This window comes from Streptomyces rectiverticillatus, assembly GCF_013394065.1.
In the GTDB taxonomy this organism is placed as follows: Bacteria; Actinomycetota; Actinomycetes; order Streptomycetales; family Streptomycetaceae; genus Streptomyces; species Streptomyces rectiverticillatus.
In genome coordinates, this window is sequence record NZ_CP040752.1 from 3,440,481 (window position 1) to 3,457,870 (window position 17,390).

Consider the following 17,390-nt stretch of genomic DNA (forward strand, 5'->3'; position numbering starts at 1 on the left):
CCCGGCGGTGATTCTGCCCGGAAACGCGAAAAAGCCCCGGCAGGAACTCAAGGTTCCCACCAGGGCTTTCTCTAAAAATTGTTCGGCGGCGTCCTACTCTCCCACACGGTCCCCCATGCAGTACCATCGGCGCTGAAAGGCTTAGCTTCCGGGTTCGGAATGTAACCGGGCGTTTCCCTAACGCTATGACCACCGAAACACTATGAAGTTAACCAACCCGGCGTTGACACAGGTCGTTACTTCAGAACCTACACAGTGGACGCGAGCAACTGAGGACAAGCCCTCGGCCTATTAGTACCAGTCAGCTCCAACCGTTACCGGTCTTCCACACCTGGCCTATCAACCCAGTCGTCTACTGGGAGCCTTACCCCATCAAGTGGGTGGGAGTCCTCATCTCGAAGCAGGCTTCCCGCTTAGATGCTTTCAGCGGTTATCCCTCCCGAACGTAGCCAACCAGCCATGCCCTTGGCAGGACAACTGGCACACCAGAGGTTCGTCCGTCCCGGTCCTCTCGTACTAGGGACAGCCCTTCTCAAGACTCCTACGCGCGCAGCGGATAGGGACCGAACTGTCTCACGACGTTCTAAACCCAGCTCGCGTACCGCTTTAATGGGCGAACAGCCCAACCCTTGGGACCGACTCCAGCCCCAGGATGCGACGAGCCGACATCGAGGTGCCAAACCATCCCGTCGATATGGACTCTTGGGGAAGATCAGCCTGTTATCCCCGGGGTACCTTTTATCCGTTGAGCGACGGCGCTTCCACAAGCCACCGCCGGATCACTAGTCCCGACTTTCGTCCCTGCTCGACCCGTCGGTCTCACAGTCAAGCTCCCTTGTGCACTTACACTCAACACCTGATTGCCAACCAGGCTGAGGGAACCTTTGGGCGCCTCCGTTACTCTTTAGGAGGCAACCGCCCCAGTTAAACTACCCACCAGACACTGTCCCTGATCCGGATCACGGACCGAGGTTAGACATCCAGCACGACCAGAGTGGTATTTCAACGACGACTCCACCATGGCTGGCGCCACGGCTTCACAGTCTCCCACCTATCCTACACAAGCCGAACCGAACACCAATATCAAGCTATAGTAAAGGTCCCGGGGTCTTTCCGTCCTGCTGCGCGAAACGAGCATCTTTACTCGTAGTGCAATTTCACCGGGCCTATGGTTGAGACAGTCGAGAAGTCGTTACGCCATTCGTGCAGGTCGGAACTTACCCGACAAGGAATTTCGCTACCTTAGGATGGTTATAGTTACCACCGCCGTTTACTGGCGCTTAAGTTCTCAGCTTCGCCCCACCGAAATGGAGCTAACCGGTCCCCTTAACGTTCCAGCACCGGGCAGGCGTCAGTCCGTATACATCGCCTTACGGCTTCGCACGGACCTGTGTTTTTAGTAAACAGTCGCTTCTCGCTGGTCTCTGCGGCCACCCCCAGCTCAGGAAGTAAATTCCATCACCGGAAATGGCCCCCCTTCTCCCGAAGTTACGGGGGCATTTTGCCGAGTTCCTTAACCATAGTTCACCCGAACGCCTCGGTATTCTCTACCTGACCACCTGAGTCGGTTTAGGGTACGGGCCGCCATGAAACTCGCTAGAGGCTTTTCTCGACAGCATAGGATCATCCACTTCACCACAATCGGCTCGGCATCAGGTCTCAGCCTTAACGTGTGACGGATTTGCCTACCACACGGCCTACACCCTTACCCCGGGACAACCACCGCCCGGGCTGGACTACCTTCCTGCGTCACCCCATCGCTTACCTACTACCACCTTGGGTCAGCGGCTCCACCACTCCCCTTTCCCCGAAGGGTCCAGGACGGCTTCACGGCCTTAGCATTAATGGATTCGATATTGGGCGTTTCAAAGCGGGTACCGGAATATCAACCGGTTGTCCATCGACTACGCCTGTCGGCCTCGCCTTAGGTCCCGACTTACCCTGGGCAGATCAGCTTGACCCAGGAACCCTTAGTCAATCGGCGCACACGTTTCCCACGTGTGTATCGCTACTCATGCCTGCATTCTCACTCGTGAACCGTCCACAACTCGCTTCCGCGGCTGCTTCACCCGGCACACGACGCTCCCCTACCCATCCCAGCGGGCGTTGGCCCTCATGCTGGAATGACACGACTTCGGCGGTACGCTTGAGCCCCGCTACATTGTCGGCGCGGAATCACTTGACCAGTGAGCTATTACGCACTCTTTCAAGGGTGGCTGCTTCTAAGCCAACCTCCTGGTTGTCTCTGCGACTCCACATCCTTTCCCACTTAGCGTACGCTTAGGGGCCTTAGTCGATGCTCTGGGCTGTTTCCCTCTCGACCATGGAGCTTATCCCCCACAGTCTCACTGCCGCGCTCTCACTTACCGGCATTCGGAGTTTGGCTAAGGTCAGTAACCCGGTAGGGCCCATCGCCTATCCAGTGCTCTACCTCCGGCAAGAAACACACGACGCTGCACCTAAATGCATTTCGGGGAGAACCAGCTATCACGGAGTTTGATTGGCCTTTCACCCCTAACCACAGGTCATCCCCCAGGTTTTCAACCCTGGTGGGTTCGGTCCTCCACGAAGTCTTACCTCCGCTTCAACCTGCCCATGGCTAGATCACTCCGCTTCGGGTCTTGGGCGCGCTACTCAATCGCCCTATTCGGACTCGCTTTCGCTACGGCTTCCCCACACGGGTTAACCTCGCAACACACCGCAAACTCGCAGGCTCATTCTTCAAAAGGCACGCAGTCACGACGCACCGAGCAAGCTCGATGCGCGACGCTCCCACGGCTTGTAGGCACACGGTTTCAGGTACTATTTCACTCCGCTCCCGCGGTACTTTTCACCATTCCCTCACGGTACTATCCGCTATCGGTCACCAGGGAATATTTAGGCTTAACGGGTGGTCCCGCCAGATTCACACGGGATTTCTCGGGCCCCGTGCTACTTGGGTGTCTCTTAAACGAGCCGTTGATGTTTCAGCTACGGGGGTCTTACCCTCTACGCCGGACCTTTCGCATGTCCTTCGCCTACACCAACGGTTTCTGACTCGTCTCACAGCCGGCAGACTATGAAAAAGAGATCCCACAACCCCGTATACGCAACCCCTGCCGGGTATCACACGCATACGGTTTGGCCTCATCCGGTTTCGCTCGCCACTACTCCCGGAATCACGGTTGTTTTCTCTTCCTGCGGGTACTGAGATGTTTCACTTCCCCGCGTTCCCTCCACACTGCCTATGTGTTCAGCAGCGGGTGACAGCCCATGACGACTGCCGGGTTTCCCCATTCGGACACCCCCGGATCAAAGCTTGGTTGACAGCTCCCCGGGGCCTATCGTGGCCTCCCACGTCCTTCATCGGTTCCTGGTGCCAAGGCATCCACCGTGCGCCCTTAAAAACTTGGCCACAGATGCTCGCGTCCACTGTGCAGTTCTCAAGCAACGACCAGCCACCCATCACCCCCAACCAAACGGTCAGAGTGCACTGGGGCCGGCATCGCGAAGGACGAGCTCACGCTCGTACCCTCAGATACCCAACAGCGTGCCCGGCCCGACCAGATGAGAATTCACGTTCCACGCCGAAGCAGTACTAGCGATCCCACCGGATCATGCCGAATAGTCAACGTTCCACCCATGAGCAACCGTGCGAGTCATTCGCTCGCAGTCGGCCATATGCTCCTTAGAAAGGAGGTGATCCAGCCGCACCTTCCGGTACGGCTACCTTGTTACGACTTCGTCCCAATCGCCAGTCCCACCTTCGACGGCTCCCTCCACAAGGGTTGGGCCACCGGCTTCGGGTGTTACCGACTTTCGTGACGTGACGGGCGGTGTGTACAAGGCCCGGGAACGTATTCACCGCAGCAATGCTGATCTGCGATTACTAGCAACTCCAACTTCATGGGGTCGAGTTGCAGACCCCAATCCGAACTGAGACCGGCTTTTTGAGATTCGCTCCACCTCGCGGTATCGCAGCTCATTGTACCGGCCATTGTAGCACGTGTGCAGCCCAAGACATAAGGGGCATGATGACTTGACGTCGTCCCCACCTTCCTCCGAGTTGACCCCGGCAGTCTCCTGTGAGTCCCCATCACCCCGAAGGGCATGCTGGCAACACAGGACAAGGGTTGCGCTCGTTGCGGGACTTAACCCAACATCTCACGACACGAGCTGACGACAGCCATGCACCACCTGTACACCGACCACAAGGGGGCACCTATCTCTAGGTGTTTCCGGTGTATGTCAAGCCTTGGTAAGGTTCTTCGCGTTGCGTCGAATTAAGCCACATGCTCCGCTGCTTGTGCGGGCCCCCGTCAATTCCTTTGAGTTTTAGCCTTGCGGCCGTACTCCCCAGGCGGGGAACTTAATGCGTTAGCTGCGGCACGGACGACGTGGAATGTCGCCCACACCTAGTTCCCAACGTTTACGGCGTGGACTACCAGGGTATCTAATCCTGTTCGCTCCCCACGCTTTCGCTCCTCAGCGTCAGTATCGGCCCAGAGATCCGCCTTCGCCACCGGTGTTCCTCCTGATATCTGCGCATTTCACCGCTACACCAGGAATTCCGATCTCCCCTACCGAACTCTAGCCTGCCCGTATCGAATGCAGACCCGGAGTTAAGCCCCGGGCTTTCACATCCGACGTGACAAGCCGCCTACGAGCTCTTTACGCCCAATAATTCCGGACAACGCTTGCGCCCTACGTATTACCGCGGCTGCTGGCACGTAGTTAGCCGGCGCTTCTTCTGCAGGTACCGTCACTTTCGCTTCTTCCCTGCTGAAAGAGGTTTACAACCCGAAGGCCGTCATCCCTCACGCGGCGTCGCTGCATCAGGCTTTCGCCCATTGTGCAATATTCCCCACTGCTGCCTCCCGTAGGAGTCTGGGCCGTGTCTCAGTCCCAGTGTGGCCGGTCGCCCTCTCAGGCCGGCTACCCGTCGTCGCCTTGGTAGGCCATTACCCCACCAACAAGCTGATAGGCCGCGGGCTCATCCTGCACCGCCGGAGCTTTCCACCCGCCGAGATGCCTCGGCAGGTCGTATCCGGTATTAGACCCCGTTTCCAGGGCTTGTCCCAGAGTGCAGGGCAGATTGCCCACGTGTTACTCACCCGTTCGCCACTAATCCACCCCGAAGGGCTTCATCGTTCGACTTGCATGTGTTAAGCACGCCGCCAGCGTTCGTCCTGAGCCAGGATCAAACTCTCCGTGAATGTTTACCCGTAATCGGGTGTGACACTCGCGTTGAGCGGAACGACCAGGAGGAATAATCCCGGTCGTTCACAGCGTCCTCGCTGTGTTGCCTGCGCAATCCCGAAGGACCGGCAGGACTTTCAAAGGAACCGCGTCCCGGTCAAAACTGACCGAGGACGGGGTATTTTATAGTCTGGCGTTGACTTTTGGCACGCTGTTGAGTTCTCAAGGAACGGACGCTTCCTTTGTACTCACCCTCTCGGGCTTTCCTCCGGGCGCTTCCCTTCGTTGTTTCCAACCTTACCAGATCCGTTTTCCGGCCCGTTTCCGGTCCGAATTCCGTTTCCGGCCCCCTGTTGGAGCGGGGTGTGTTTCGCGCCTTCCGGCGTGATCACTACTTTAGCGGATTTCCCCGGTGACTCCTAATCGGAGTCCGAGGCCTTCACAGTCCGAATTTCGGCAGGCCGAAATCCATCCCGTTCAGGGGCCGTGCAGTGGTGATTGCCGCCGGTGCGGCTCGAGTGGCTGTCTCAGAACCGTCATGGCTCCGTGACAACTCGGAGAACACTACTCATGCGCCAGGGGCGTGTCAAACGCCCTCGGACGGCTCCGGAGGCAGTCCTCGACCGCCCCCTCAGTCGAGGTCGCTGAGCCGCCCGCCGGCGTCCGGCTGGGCGTCCTCCACCCTGCGCAGCAGCCGGGTCAGCATCTCGCCCAGTCGGCCACGCTCCTCGCCGGAGAGGTCCTGAAGGAGTTCCTCCTCGAAGACCGAGGCCATCCGCATGGCCTCCAGCCACTTGCTGCGGCCTTCCTCCGTGATGCCGACGATGACGCGGACGCGGTTGTTCTCGTCGCGCTCCCGGGTCACCAGGCCCTCCGCGACCATGCGGTCGATGCGGTGGGTCATGGCGGCGGGGGTGAGGCCGAGCCGCTTGGCGAGGTCGCCGGGGCCCAGGCGGTAGGGGTCGCCGGCCAGTACGAGGGCCTTGAGGACCTCCCACTCGGCGTTGCTGATGCCGAGCTCGGCGGTCTGCCGTCCGTAGGCGACGTTCATCCGCCGGTTGAGGCGGCTGAGTGCCGAGACGACCTTCTCGACCTGGGGGTCGAGGTCCTGGAACTCGCGCTGATAGGCGGCGATCTGTTCGTCGAGGCTCGGCTCGGAGGCGCCGGGGCCGGGGGTGTCAGCCATGCCCGGCAGTATGACACGAAGTGATTCGCGCTAAAGCCCTTCGCCATGTACTCTTTAGCTTCGAACTTTACTGTTGAAGTCTTCAGACCTCGACAGTACCGCCCCTCAACCTCGACCTAGGAAGGTGAGTGTGACCACCGCGATGGGCGCAGCTCTGCGCCGGATCCAGCTGGGGAACGCCCTGAGTGCGTTCGGCAACGGCTTCACCGTCCCGTTCCTGTTCATCTATGTGTCTCAGGTACGGGATCTCGGAGCGGGCACCGCAGGCATGGTGCTCATGACGTTCGCCGTGTCCGCGCTCGTCGTGCTGCCCTTCGTCGGTCGCGTGATCGACCGGCGGGGTCCGCTGCCTGTTGCCGTCGCCGGTACGGTCTCCGCCGCCGCCGGGTCGATGGGGCTCGGGCTGGCGGCCGACGGGCCGCTGGTCTTCGCCGCGGCCGCCGCGCTGGGTGCGGGTATCGCGGTGATCCAGCCGACGCTGGCCACCATGATCGTCTGGTGCTCGACGCCGACGACCCGGTCGCGCGCCTTCGCCACGCAGTTCTTCCTGAACAACCTGGGCCTCGGCGTCGGTGGTCTGCTCGGCGGGCAGATCGTGGACACCTCGGACCCGTCGAGCTTCGTGCGGCTCTTCGCGATCGAGTCGGTGATGTTCCTGGTGCTGGGTGCCGCCGTGGCGACGGTGCGGCTGCCGAAGGCTCCCAAGGTCGAGGACGCGGTCCCGACGGACGAGGGCGCCAAGGGCGGCTGGCGGACGCTGCTCGGGGACCGGGCCATGGTGCAGCTGTGCGTTCTGGGCTTCGTGATGTTCTTCGCCTGCTACGGACAGTTCGAGTCGGGGCTCGCGGCCTTCGCGGTCGAGGTCACCCGGATCTCGCCGGCGACGCTGGGCATCGCGCTCGCTGCGAACACCGCGGCCATCGTGCTGGCGCAGTTCGTCGTGCTGAAGCTGGTCGAGGGGCACCGGCGCAGCCGGGTCATCGCGCTCGTGGGTCTCATCTGGACGGTTGCGTGGGTGGCCGCGGGGGTCTCGGGTCTTATTCCGGGGGCGCACGGTGTGGCGACCGCGCTGCTGATCTCCACGTACGCCCTCTTCGGCATCGGTGAGTCGATGTTGTCGCCGACGGTCGCCCCGCTGGTGGCGGACCTGGCGCCGGCGCGGCTGGTCGGCCAGTACAACTCGGCGTTCGCGCTCGTGAAGCAGCTCGCGCTGGCGATCGGCCCGTTCGTGGGCGGTCTGATGGCCGGCGGCGGTCTGTACGTGGCGTACATCGTCATGGTGATCGCGTGCTCCCTGGGGATCACCGCCCTGGCGCTGCGGCTGGGCCGCCGGCTCACCCCGGCGCAGGACAACCCGCTGCTGGCGAAGGCGCAGCCGGCGAACGCGCAGCACCGCGCCGAGGCGGCGGAGGAGCGTACGGCGGTCCACGCCTGAGACACGCGCCTCTGTATAAGAGGTGCATATAAGAGGAGTGAGAGGAGAGGGAGGGCGCCTGTGGCGCCCTCCCTCTCTTTCGTCTCCCGCGTCACCCGTGCCCCGCCGGCAAGGCGAACTCGCACCACACGGCCTTGCCGCCGCCCGGTGTGCGCCGTGATCCCCAGGAGGAGGCGATCGTGGCGATGATCGAGATGCCGCGTCCCGCCTCGTCGGCGGGCTCGGCGCGGCGGCGCCGCGGGAGGTGGTCGTCGCCGTCGGTGACCTCGATGATCAGCCGGCGGTCGGTGCGGCGCAGACGCAGGCGCATGGGGGGTGTGCCGTGCTGGAGGGAATTGGCGACGAGCTCGCTGGCGGCCAGGACGCCCAGGTCGCGCAGCTCGGTCGGGAAGCGCCAGCTGACGAGGACGCCGGAGGCGAAGGCGCGGGCCCGGGGTGCTGCTTCGATGCCGCCGAGGAGCTCCAGGGCGGCGTTGTGGAAGAGCTCCGCGTCGTGGCCGGTGCGGGCGGGGTGCTGGAGGACGAGGACGGCGACGTCGTCGTCGTGGTCTGCGGTCACGCCGAGGGCGCGGATCAGGCGGTCGCACATGACCTGGGGCGAGCCGGTGGCGCCGGCGAAGGCGCGCTCCAGGGCGGCGACGCCCTCGTCGATGTCTTCGGTGCGGCGCTCGACGAGGCCGTCGGTGTAGAGGACGGCGCTGGACCCGGGGCCGAGCGGGATGGTGCCGGAGGTGTGCATCCAGCCGCCGGTGCCGAGGGGCGGGCCGGTGGGTTCGGCGGCGCGGCGGACGGTGCCGTCGGGGTCGCGGACGAGGATCGGGAGGTGGCCTGCGGAGGCATAGACCAGGCGGCCCTCGTTGGGGTCGTGGACGGCGTAGATGCAGGTGGCGATCTGTGTGGCGTCGATTTCGCTGGCGAGGCCGTCGAGGAGCTGGAGGACCTCGTGGGGCGGCAGGTCGAGGCGGGCGTAGGCGCGTACGGCGGTGCGGAGCTGGCCCATGACGGCGGCGGCGCGCACTCCGCGGCCCATGACGTCGCCGATGACGAGGGCGGTGCGGCCGGCGCCGAGGGTGATGACGTCGTACCAGTCGCCGCCCACGGCGGTGTCCTTGCCGCCGGGCTGGTAGGTGGCGGCGACGCGCAGGTCGTCTGGCTGTTCGAGCTCTTGCGGGAGGAGGCTGCGCTGGAGGGTGACGGCGGCCTCGCGCTGGCGGCGCTCGCTGGCGCGCAGCCGTTCGGCGGCTTCGATCTGGTCGGTGACGTCCGCGGCGAAGACGAGGACGCCGGGCTGCTTGGCTTCGGTGGCGCCGACTGCGATCGGGGAGCAGGTGAAGGTGTAGTAGCCGCTGCGGGGGCGGGTGTCGGGGTCGGTGGCGGCGCTCTGGTGGGGGACGTCGGCCGCGGGGGTGGTGTCGCTCGCGGCGGGGGTGGTGCCCGGGGCGGCGGCGAGGTTCATCGCGGCGTTGACGTCGGCCGTGATGCGGCGGGACTTGACCGTGCGGGGCCTGCCGCTGCGCAGGACCTGGTCCATGAGGGGGAGCAGGCCGAGCTCGGTGAGCTCGGGGAGGGCTTCGCGGGCGGGGGCTCCGGGGCTGCGGGCGCCGAAGAGGGCGGCGTAGGCGTCGTTGACGTAGGCGATGCGGTGCTCGGGGCCGTAGACGACGGCGACGAGGGCCGGGACCTTGCCGAGCGTGTCGTGGACGGAGAGCCCGTCGAGGGTGGGGACGGGGCCGTCCGGTGCGGGGGCGGGGGCCGGGGCGGCCTCGGCCCGGGCGGCGGGCACGGAGCCGCCTGCCGCGGGCGCGGGCTGTGCGGGGGCGGCGGTGCGGTCCTTGCGGTCGGCGCGCGCCGCGGCTCGGCGCTGTGTGCCGGGGAGCCGGGCGCTCCAGCGGGTGAAGTTCACTGAGGATTACCTCGCGGAGTCGTTCCGGACCAGCTCGGCGACGGGGTGTGGCCGATCCGCGTGCCCGGCGCGGGGCCGCGATCGTCGGTGCGGGGGACTGCCCCCGGGGGAATGCAGCAAACGTCCGAATCCTCGTAATTGTTACTCTTCGCAGGTACGAGCCCACCCATGGTCACACGACCAGTGTGGCCGACCGGACTGACATCCGTCAGACGTCGGCCTCTTCGGGGGAGTTCCCGGCTCCGCCACAGGGCCCATGACCTGCTTCAACTCGCTTCCGGGTGACGTCCGGTGTCTGCGGCGAGTTCGAATTCGGCCCGGGGGTTTTCGAGCGAGCCGAGGGAGACGATCTCGCGTTTGAAGAGCCCGGTGAGGGTCCACTCGGCGAGGACGCGGGCCTTGCGGTTGAAGGTGGGGATCCGGCTGAGGTGGTAGGCGCGGTGCATGAACCAGGCGGGGTAGCCCTTGAGTTTCCTGCCGTAGACGTGGGCGACGCCCTTGTGGAGGCCCAGGGAGGCCACGGAGCCGACGTACTCGTGCCGGTAGTCCTTGAGCGGTTCGCCGCGCAGTGAGGCGAGGACGTTGTGGGCGAGGACCTTGGCCTGGCGGACGGCGTGCTGGGCGTTGGGGGCGCAGACGGTGGTGGCGGGGTCGTCCGCGGTGAGGTCGGGGACGGCCGCCGCGTCGCCGGCGCCCCAGGCGTGTTCGACGCCGTCCACGGCGAGGGCGGGGGTGCACTTGAGGCGGCCGCGGCCGTTGAGGGGGAGGTCGGTGGCCGCGAGGATCGGGTGGGCCTTGACTCCCGCGGTCCAGACGAGCGTTCGAGTGGGGAAGCGGGAGCCGTCGCTGAGGACGGCGATGCGGTCCGCGCAGGAGTCCAGGCGGGTGTCGAGGCGGACGTCGATGTTGCGGCCGCGCAGCTCGCGCAGCGCGTAGGCGCCCATCTCCTCGCCGACCTCGGGGAGGATGCGCCCCGTGGCCTCGACCAGGACGAACTTCAGGTCGTCGGGTTCGAGGTTGTGGTAGTACCGCGCGGCGTAGCGGGCCATGTCCTCCAGTTCGGCGAGGGCTTCCACGCCCGCGTAGCCGCCGCCGACGAAGACGAAGGTGAGGGCCGCGTCGCGGACGGCGGGGTCGCGGGTGGAGGAGGCGATGTCCATCTGTTCGAGGACGTGGTTGCGCAGGCCGATGGCCTCCTCGACGGTCTTGAAGCCGATGCCGTAGTCGGCGAGGCCGGGGACGGGCAGCGTGCGGGAGACGGAGCCCGGCGCGAGGATCAGCTCGTCGTAGCGGATCTGCACGGCGCCGGTGCCCTCCTCGCGGGAGGCGAGGGTGGTGACGGCGGCGGTGCGCTTGGCGTGGTCGACGGACTTCACCTCGCCGATGACGACCTGGCACTTGTCGAGGGTGCGGCGCAGCGGGACGACGACGTGGCGGGGGGAGATGGAGCCGGCCGCGGCCTCGGGGAGGAAGGGCTGGTACGTCATGTACGGCTCGGGATCGACCACGATGACGGTCGCCTCGCCGCGCTTGAGCTTCCGCTGCAGCCGCAGGGCGGTGTACATCCCGACGTAGCCGCCGCCGACCACCAGAATGCGCGCCGGTTCCTTCGCCAAGGCCACTCCTCAGTCCTCGAGCACAGCTCCCTCCCCATGACGCACCCCCGGCAGGAGTTTGTCCACAGGCCGTGCGAAATGTATGACCGGGCGGCGGAGCTGATCCCTCCATGGGGGCGCACCGGTTCGAGAGACAGGTGCGCAGGTCAGGGTGGCTGCGGTCGGGTTGCGCGGTGGTGCAGAATCATTGTGGAGGGGGCATGTACTCCAATCGGGGGTGCCCGGTGCGGAACTACCCCTTCTTTCTTGACCTGGGCTCAACTATGTTCGTACTCCGTCGGGGTGTCAGAGACGTGCCCCGGCAGTCAGGGCGGGGAGTCTCCGGGGGGAGACGTCATAACCGGGGGAACACATATGCATATTCAGGGCTCTCATTGGTCCACCGCTGTCGCGCCGTCGGAAGCGGGCGGTGGCCGCAGCACGCCTCTGCGCGTGGACGCCCAGCGCAATCTCGAGCACGTTCTGCGTGCGGCCCGCGAGGTCTTCGGCGAGCTGGGCTACGGGGCGCCGATGGAGGACGTGGCGCGCCGCGCCCGCGTCGGCGTGGGGACGGTCTACCGCCGCTTCCCCAGCAAGGACGTCCTCGTCCGGCGGATAGCCGAGGAGGAGACCGCCCGGCTGACCGAGCAGGCCCGCACCGCGCTGGGCCAGGAGGACGAGCCGTGGTCGGCTCTGTCGCGCTTCCTGCGCACGTCGGTGGCCTCGGGTGCGGGGCGGCTGCTGCCGCCGCAGGTGCTGCGGGTCGGCGTCGACGGGGAATCCGAGGAGATCGAGGCGCGGGTGCCGCAGCAGCGGCAGCCGGGCGCCACCGGTGGCCAGCTGCACGAGCTGCGGCTGGTCGAGCAGCGGACGGCCGCCTCCGCGGAGCGGCACGACGCGGGTGCGGCGGCGCTGCTCGAGGTCGTCGGCCGGCTCGTGGAGCGGGCGCGGGCGGCGGGTCAGCTGCGTCCGGACGTGACCGTGGCCGATGTGCTGCTGGTGATAGCGACGGCCGCGCCGTCGCTGCCGGATGCGGTGCAGCAGGCGGCGGCGTCCTCGCGGCTGCTGGACATCCTGCTGGAGGGGCTGCGGTCCCGGCCCGCCGAGTAGGTCCGGGTTCTCGTCCGCCGCGTAGGCCTTCTGTGTGACGGGCGCGCCCGGCCGGCTCTCCATGCGGGCCGGGCGCATCCGCAGCGCATCAAGCGCCTCACGAGCCCATCAGGCGTTCCTTCCCCGTTCGGGTGACAACCAGTGCGTCATGCAGCCGAAGTCACCCCGGACGGGTGGTTGATGCCCATGCCGAGCTGGTGACGGGCGCCACTGTGCCACGCTGTCCCGGTGTTCGGGTGTGCCGGCATGTACAGGGGCCTGCGCTATGGGTGTTGACGGGCAGGAAGATCCGAGCGGGAGCGAGAAGGCGGACAGACCGTCCTTGCCCCGGCCCTCCGATGAGGGAGGCGGTTCCGCACCGGCCGGGGAGCCGGTCAGGGGCGCCGGTCCGAGCGTGCCGCGGCAGCGCAGGCGCAAGCACCGCCGGACGGACGCCGCCGCCGATGCGCCCCTGACCGACACCCAGCTGGTGGCCCGGATGCGGGCCGGCGAGAGCGATGCCTACGAGGAGCTCTACCGCCGCCACGCCCCGGCGGTGCGCCGCTATGCGCGCACCTGTTGCCGCGACAACCACACCGCGGACGACCTCACCAACGAGGTCTTCGCGAGCACCCTGCAGGCCGTGCGGGGCGGGGCCGGGCCCGAGTCGTCGGTGCGTGCCTATCTGATGACCACGGTGCGGCGGGTCGCGGCCACCTGGGGGAAGAGCACCAAGCGCGAGCAGCTGGTCGAGGACTTCGCCGCGTTCGCCTCGTCGGCCGCGCGGCTGCCTGCCACGGAGGACGGGGAGGGGCTCGGGCCGGGCGCGGACGTCCTGGCCATGCAGGAGGCCGAGCACTCGCTCGCCGTGCAGGCGTTCCGGAGTCTGCCGCCGCGGTGGCAGACGGTGCTGTGGCACACCACGGTCGAGGAGGAGTCGCCGAGCGAGGTCGCGCCGCTGCTGGGGCTGACGGCCAATGCGACGGCGGTGCTGGCGCACCGGGCGCGCGAGGGCCTGAAGCAGGCGTACCTGCAGGCGCATGTGAGCACCTCGCTGACGGCCGGCGGCGACTGCGCGCGCTTTGCGGACCGGCTCGGGGCGTACGCCCGGGGCGGGCTGCGGATGCGGGCCGAGCGGGGGCTGCGCAAGCACCTGGAGGGCTGCGCCCGGTGCCGTACGGCGGCCATGGAGGTCGCCGACGTCAATGAGCGGCTGCGGGCGCTGCTGCCGGTGGCGGTCATCGGCTGGTTCGCCGCCGGGTTCTCCGCCAAGGCTGCCGCGGGCCTCGCGACCGGTGCGGCCGGGGCGGGGACGGCCGCGGGGGCGGGGGTGGCCGCTGCGAGCGGAGGTTCGGCGGGGGCCGGTGCCGGTGCCGGCTCGGGAGCGAGCTCGGGGGCCGGGGCGAGTGCGGGATCCGGGGCCGGGGCCGGCTCCAGTGCCGGCGCCGGGGCGGGCGGGGCTTCCGGTGGCGCGTCCGGCAGTGGTTCCGGTGGGGGCTCCGGTGGGGCCGCTGCGAGTAAGGGGCTGGGGGCGCCCGCGAAGCTGGCCGTCGTCGGTGGCGTGGTGGCCGCGGCGGGTGCCGCCGTGGCGTACGCCCTGATGGGGCACTCCCCCGCGCCGGACCGGGCGCCGCAGGCCGAGGCCAGCGCCGCCCCGCTGACGCCTGCGCCCGGCGTAACGCCGGAGCCGACGCCGTCACCGCGTCACTCCCCCACTCCTTCGCCGACGCCCTCGGCGAAGCCGAAACCGACGCCCAGGGCGAAGGCACCTGCATCACCACAGGTCGTCCGCGTCACCCCCGCGCCCGTTCCTCCCGTTCACGTCGCTGCGCCGAAGCCGCGCCCCAAGCCCTCGCCGCCGCCTTCCGCGCCCCCGGTCCGCAGGCCGTCGCCCTCGCCGTCCCCGTCGCCCTCCCCCTCTCCCACGCCTTCGCCCCCTCCCCTACCGCCCCGCGTCTACCAGCTGAACCAGCTCGTCTACGCGGGCATGGGCGACGGCACCGGGCCCGAGGTCCGGCTGGGCGTGCGCAGCTGGCTGTGGCAGCGGTACGGCCAGCGGGTCGGCGGGGTCGCGTACGGGCACGGCGTGAGCGTGCACGCGCCCTCGGCCGTGACCGTCGACCTCAACCGGCCCTGCACGGCCTTCGACGCCCTCGTGGGCGTCGACGACATGTCCATGGGGCTGGGAGCCGCGCGGTTCTCCGTCTACGGCGACGGGGTGCCCCTGTGGCGGTCCGGCGTGCTGCAGGGCGGGGAGGCGGCGGTGCCGGTGCACGTGCCGCTGTCCGGGTACCGCAGCGTCCGGCTGGTGGTGCATCCCCGGCAGGGAATGGGGTGGGTGGCGGTGTCGGACTGGGCGCAGTCGCGGATCTCCTGCGGGTAGCGCGTAACGGGTAGCGGGTCACGGGGTAGCGGGTGGGGGAAGCGGGTCGAGACGGCGCAGCCCCCCCTCACAGCCCCGGCCCCCGTGCCACTCCGCCCGCCACCGCCCGCTGGCGCGGTGCCGCCGAGCCCGTCCAGCACGTGCCGCGGCGGGCCAGCAGCCGTCGTAGCCACACCTCGGTGGAGACGAGCTCCGCGAGGCCGTCCAGGGGCAGCGCACGGCCGTTCGCGGCCCCGTGCAGGGCCGCTCTGACGACCCGGGCTTCGACGAGCCCGGCGTCGGCGAGGAGCGGCGCGTCGAAGAGCTCCAGCAGGGGGCCGGCGGAGGCCCGTAGCCCCGCCCGTACGGCGGCGGCGTGGGCCGCGTGCGAGGTGGCGCCCCAGCCGGGCGGGAGTTCGCGGACGCCTGCCCCGGCGAGGACGGCGCGCAGCACCGAGGCGCGCGCCCCCGGCTGGACCCGGAGCGCCTCGGGGAGGGCGCGGCAGGCCCGTACGACCTGGTTGTCGAGGAAGGGTGCGTGGAGGCGCTGGCTGCGGACCTCGGCGGCCTGTTCGAAGACGCGGTGGTCGGCGGCGTGGCGGGCCAGGGCGGCGGCCGCGCGGCGTTCGCCGGGGCGCTGTGCGAGCCCTTGGGGCCGGACGGCCGCGGCCTGCAGCCGGACCGATACCTCGGCCAGGGCTTCACCCGTGAGCCAGCGGGCGGCCGGGCCGGGCCGGCACCAGGTGAGCGCGGCGAGGGAGGCGTCGACGGCCCCGCCCACCCCGGCGGGGAGGGCCGGGCCCGGCGTGTCGTCGACGACGGGGAAGGCCGTGGCCCGTAGCTGCCCGGCGGCCGCCTCCAGGCCCTCCCGGTAGGACGTACGGGCCAGCCGGCGGGCCGCCCGGTAGACGGTGAAGGGGATGAAGAGGGCCTGCGCGGAGGCCTTGTCGGCGCGGGCGAGCGCGGAGACGGGCCGCAGCAGGTGGCGCCGGCGGCGGTCCATCAGGAGGTCGGCCAGGCGCGCCGGGTGGGCGTCGAGCACTTGGCGGGCGCCGTGCCCGACGAGGTGGTCCGCGCCGCCCACGGCCAGCCGGTGCCGGTGGCGCTCGGCGGTGACGAGTGCGGGGCCCGGTTCGTCGGTCAGGGGGCCGCCGGCCAGGTCCGCGTAGGGCAGGGCCTCCTCGCCCGCGGCGACGACGATGTGCCGCAGCCGGGGGTTGGCCGCGATGGCGTGGGCCCGTTCGAGCTCGGCCTCGCGGACGCGGTTGTCGTCGGTGACGAGGTCGTTGAAGGTGACGGCGAGCAGCCGTTCGCCGCCGCCGGTGCCGTGGCCCAGGGGCGTGCCGGGCATCCCGGGCAGGCCTGCGGCGAGCAGCGCCAGGGTGGCGGAGGCGCTGCCGCCGGAGAGGTCGGCGCCGATGCCGGGGGCGGGGCCGCCGCGGGCGGCGCGGCGGTGGGCGGGGCCCATGCCGGGCACGGGGCCGGGGTCGAGGCCGCCGAGGCCGTGGTCGGGGGCGTGCCGGGGGGCGGCGAGCCGGGTCCGTACGGCCTCGACGAGCGCGCTTCTTATGCCTTCGACGGCCTTCTCGGGCTGGAGCTGGGGGGCGGAGACGGCCAGCGACGCCGTCGGTTCGTAGCCGATGATGTCGCGCGTGCCGTCGCGCAGCACGAGGGCGTGCCCGGGCGGCACGCGCCGTACGCCCTTGTAGGGCGTGCCGTCGCCGAGGGCCTCCGGGGAGTCCGGGCAGGCGAGGAGGGCGGCGAGGTGGCCGATGTCGAGCTGGGCTTCGATGAGGTCGGCGAGGGGCAGGGCGGCGGTGGCGTAGGCGGTGCCGCCGGCCCAGGCCGTGTGGAAGACGGGGCGGGCGCCCGCCAGGTCGCCGACGACCGTGGTGCGGCGGCCCACCTGGGCGACGGCGGTGTAGCTGCCGGGCCAGGCCGTGAGGTGCCGCAGGGCGCCTCCGCGGGCGGCGACGAGCCCGACGCGCAGCTGCTCGTCTCCGGCGCCGCAGCGGCCGAGGACGGCGAGGCGGGTGAGGGGGTCCAGCTGGACGACGCGGACCTCGTCGGGGCGCCAGTCGCCCACGGCCCACAGGGGGGCCGGGTCGCCCCACAGGAGCTGGGCGCCGACGGGGTGGACGGTGGGGCCTTCGAAGCCGTCGCGGCCTTCTTCGTGACCGGGGCCGCTCCGGGCGTAACCGACGCTGCTGCCGCCGTAGTTGTCGTGCGACGGGGAACGTTGCCGCCCGGTCCCCTCGGTGGTGCTGCTCCACCCCACCACCCAGCGCATTCCGCCTCCACAGGCTGTGGACAACCGACGTGGACAACCGACCGAGCACCAGCTGGACGGCCATCAAGTGCTGCCATCCGCAGTCATCATGCACAGGAAGTCGCCGGTTGCCACAACGAGACCACCACGAAAGAGGCAACCCATTGGTCGCGCCTTTCACCCCAACTTGCGTGATTGCGGGGCGAAGTGGCACGCCGGACGGTCGTGTGCACGCAACCGCCATGCTGTCACGCACGGAGGCGGGCGACGTCCACGCGCGCGTGCGACGCGCCAAGTGGCCGCTACGGGGCGGCCTTCAGGCGCTACAGGGCGGCCGTCAGGCGCTACAGGACGACTGCCGGGCGGCTACCGG

At 68.6% G+C, this 17,390-nt stretch carries 7 protein-coding genes and 3 rRNA genes; 3 read left to right on the forward strand and 7 right to left on the reverse strand.

Going from position 1 to position 17,390, the window contains the following annotated elements:
• Window positions 1-80: 80 nt before the first annotated feature.
• The 4 genes from rrf to FGW37_RS14820 all read right to left on the reverse strand — a co-directional run bounded on the left by rrf (window position 81) and on the right by FGW37_RS14820 (window position 6,364).
• A 5S ribosomal RNA gene (rrf, locus tag FGW37_RS14805) occupies window positions 81-197 on the reverse strand.
• Window positions 198-271: 74 nt separating this feature from the next.
• A 23S ribosomal RNA gene (locus tag FGW37_RS14810) occupies window positions 272-3,394 on the reverse strand.
• 277 nt (window positions 3,395-3,671) lie between these two features.
• Window positions 3,672-5,195 (reverse strand): 16S ribosomal RNA (locus FGW37_RS14815).
• The 16S, 23S and 5S rRNA genes sit together here, the layout of an rRNA operon.
• 614 nt (window positions 5,196-5,809) lie before the next feature.
• Window positions 5,810-6,364: a MarR family winged helix-turn-helix transcriptional regulator gene (locus FGW37_RS14820; protein WP_179081481.1), complete on the reverse strand. Its 555-nt coding sequence runs from the start codon at window positions 6,362-6,364 to the stop codon at window positions 5,810-5,812.
• Between the two features lie 130 nt (window positions 6,365-6,494).
• Here FGW37_RS14820 and FGW37_RS14825 point away from each other — a divergent pair, with 130 nt between their 5' ends.
• A complete protein-coding gene (locus FGW37_RS14825; RefSeq protein ID WP_179081482.1) occupies window positions 6,495-7,799 on the forward strand; it encodes an MFS transporter in 1,305 nt (434 codons plus the stop codon).
• Window positions 7,800-7,890: 91 nt separating this feature from the next.
• Here FGW37_RS14825 and FGW37_RS14830 read toward each other — a convergent pair whose 3' ends face one another.
• Window positions 7,891-9,702 carry an ATP-binding SpoIIE family protein phosphatase gene (locus FGW37_RS14830; RefSeq protein WP_179081483.1) on the reverse strand — a complete coding sequence of 604 codons (1,812 nt, stop codon included), beginning with the start codon at window positions 9,700-9,702 and terminating at the stop codon, window positions 7,891-7,893.
• Window positions 9,703-9,968: 266 nt separating this feature from the next.
• On the reverse strand, window positions 9,969-11,318 hold the full coding sequence (locus FGW37_RS14835; protein WP_179081484.1) for an NAD(P)/FAD-dependent oxidoreductase: 1,350 nt from the start codon (window positions 11,316-11,318) through the stop codon (window positions 9,969-9,971).
• A gap of 354 nt (window positions 11,319-11,672) precedes the next feature.
• Here FGW37_RS14835 and FGW37_RS14840 point away from each other — a divergent pair, with 354 nt between their 5' ends.
• Both FGW37_RS14840 and FGW37_RS14845 read left to right on the forward strand, forming a co-directional pair.
• Window positions 11,673-12,407 carry a TetR/AcrR family transcriptional regulator gene (locus tag FGW37_RS14840; RefSeq protein WP_179081485.1) on the forward strand — a complete coding sequence of 245 codons (735 nt, stop codon included), beginning with the start codon at window positions 11,673-11,675 and terminating at the stop codon, window positions 12,405-12,407.
• A gap of 265 nt (window positions 12,408-12,672) precedes the next feature.
• On the forward strand, window positions 12,673-14,769 hold the full coding sequence (locus tag FGW37_RS14845; RefSeq protein WP_179081486.1) for a sigma-70 family RNA polymerase sigma factor: 2,097 nt from the start codon (window positions 12,673-12,675) through the stop codon (window positions 14,767-14,769).
• Window positions 14,770-14,836: 67 nt separating this feature from the next.
• On the opposite strand, the gene FGW37_RS14850 is transcribed toward FGW37_RS14845, so the two are convergent.
• Entirely contained in the window at window positions 14,837-17,038 is a 2,202-nt protein-coding gene (locus FGW37_RS14850) for an asparagine synthase-related protein (RefSeq protein ID WP_179081487.1), read from the reverse strand.
• Between the last annotated feature and the right edge of the window lie 352 nt (window positions 17,039-17,390).

Bases quoted from the DNA above. Each gene is read 5' to 3' on its own strand.
- FGW37_RS14820 (WP_179081481.1), bottom strand. From the start codon at position 6,364: ATGGCTGACACCCCCGGCCCCGGCGCCTCCGAGCCGAGCCTCGACGAA.
- FGW37_RS14840 (WP_179081485.1), top strand. From the start codon at position 11,673: ATGCATATTCAGGGCTCTCATTGGTCCACCGCTGTCGCGCCGTCGGAA.
- FGW37_RS14845 (WP_179081486.1), top strand. From the start codon at position 12,673: ATGGGTGTTGACGGGCAGGAAGATCCGAGCGGGAGCGAGAAGGCGGAC.
- FGW37_RS14850 (WP_179081487.1), bottom strand. From the start codon at position 17,038: ATGCGCTGGGTGGTGGGGTGGAGCAGCACCACCGAGGGGACCGGGCGG.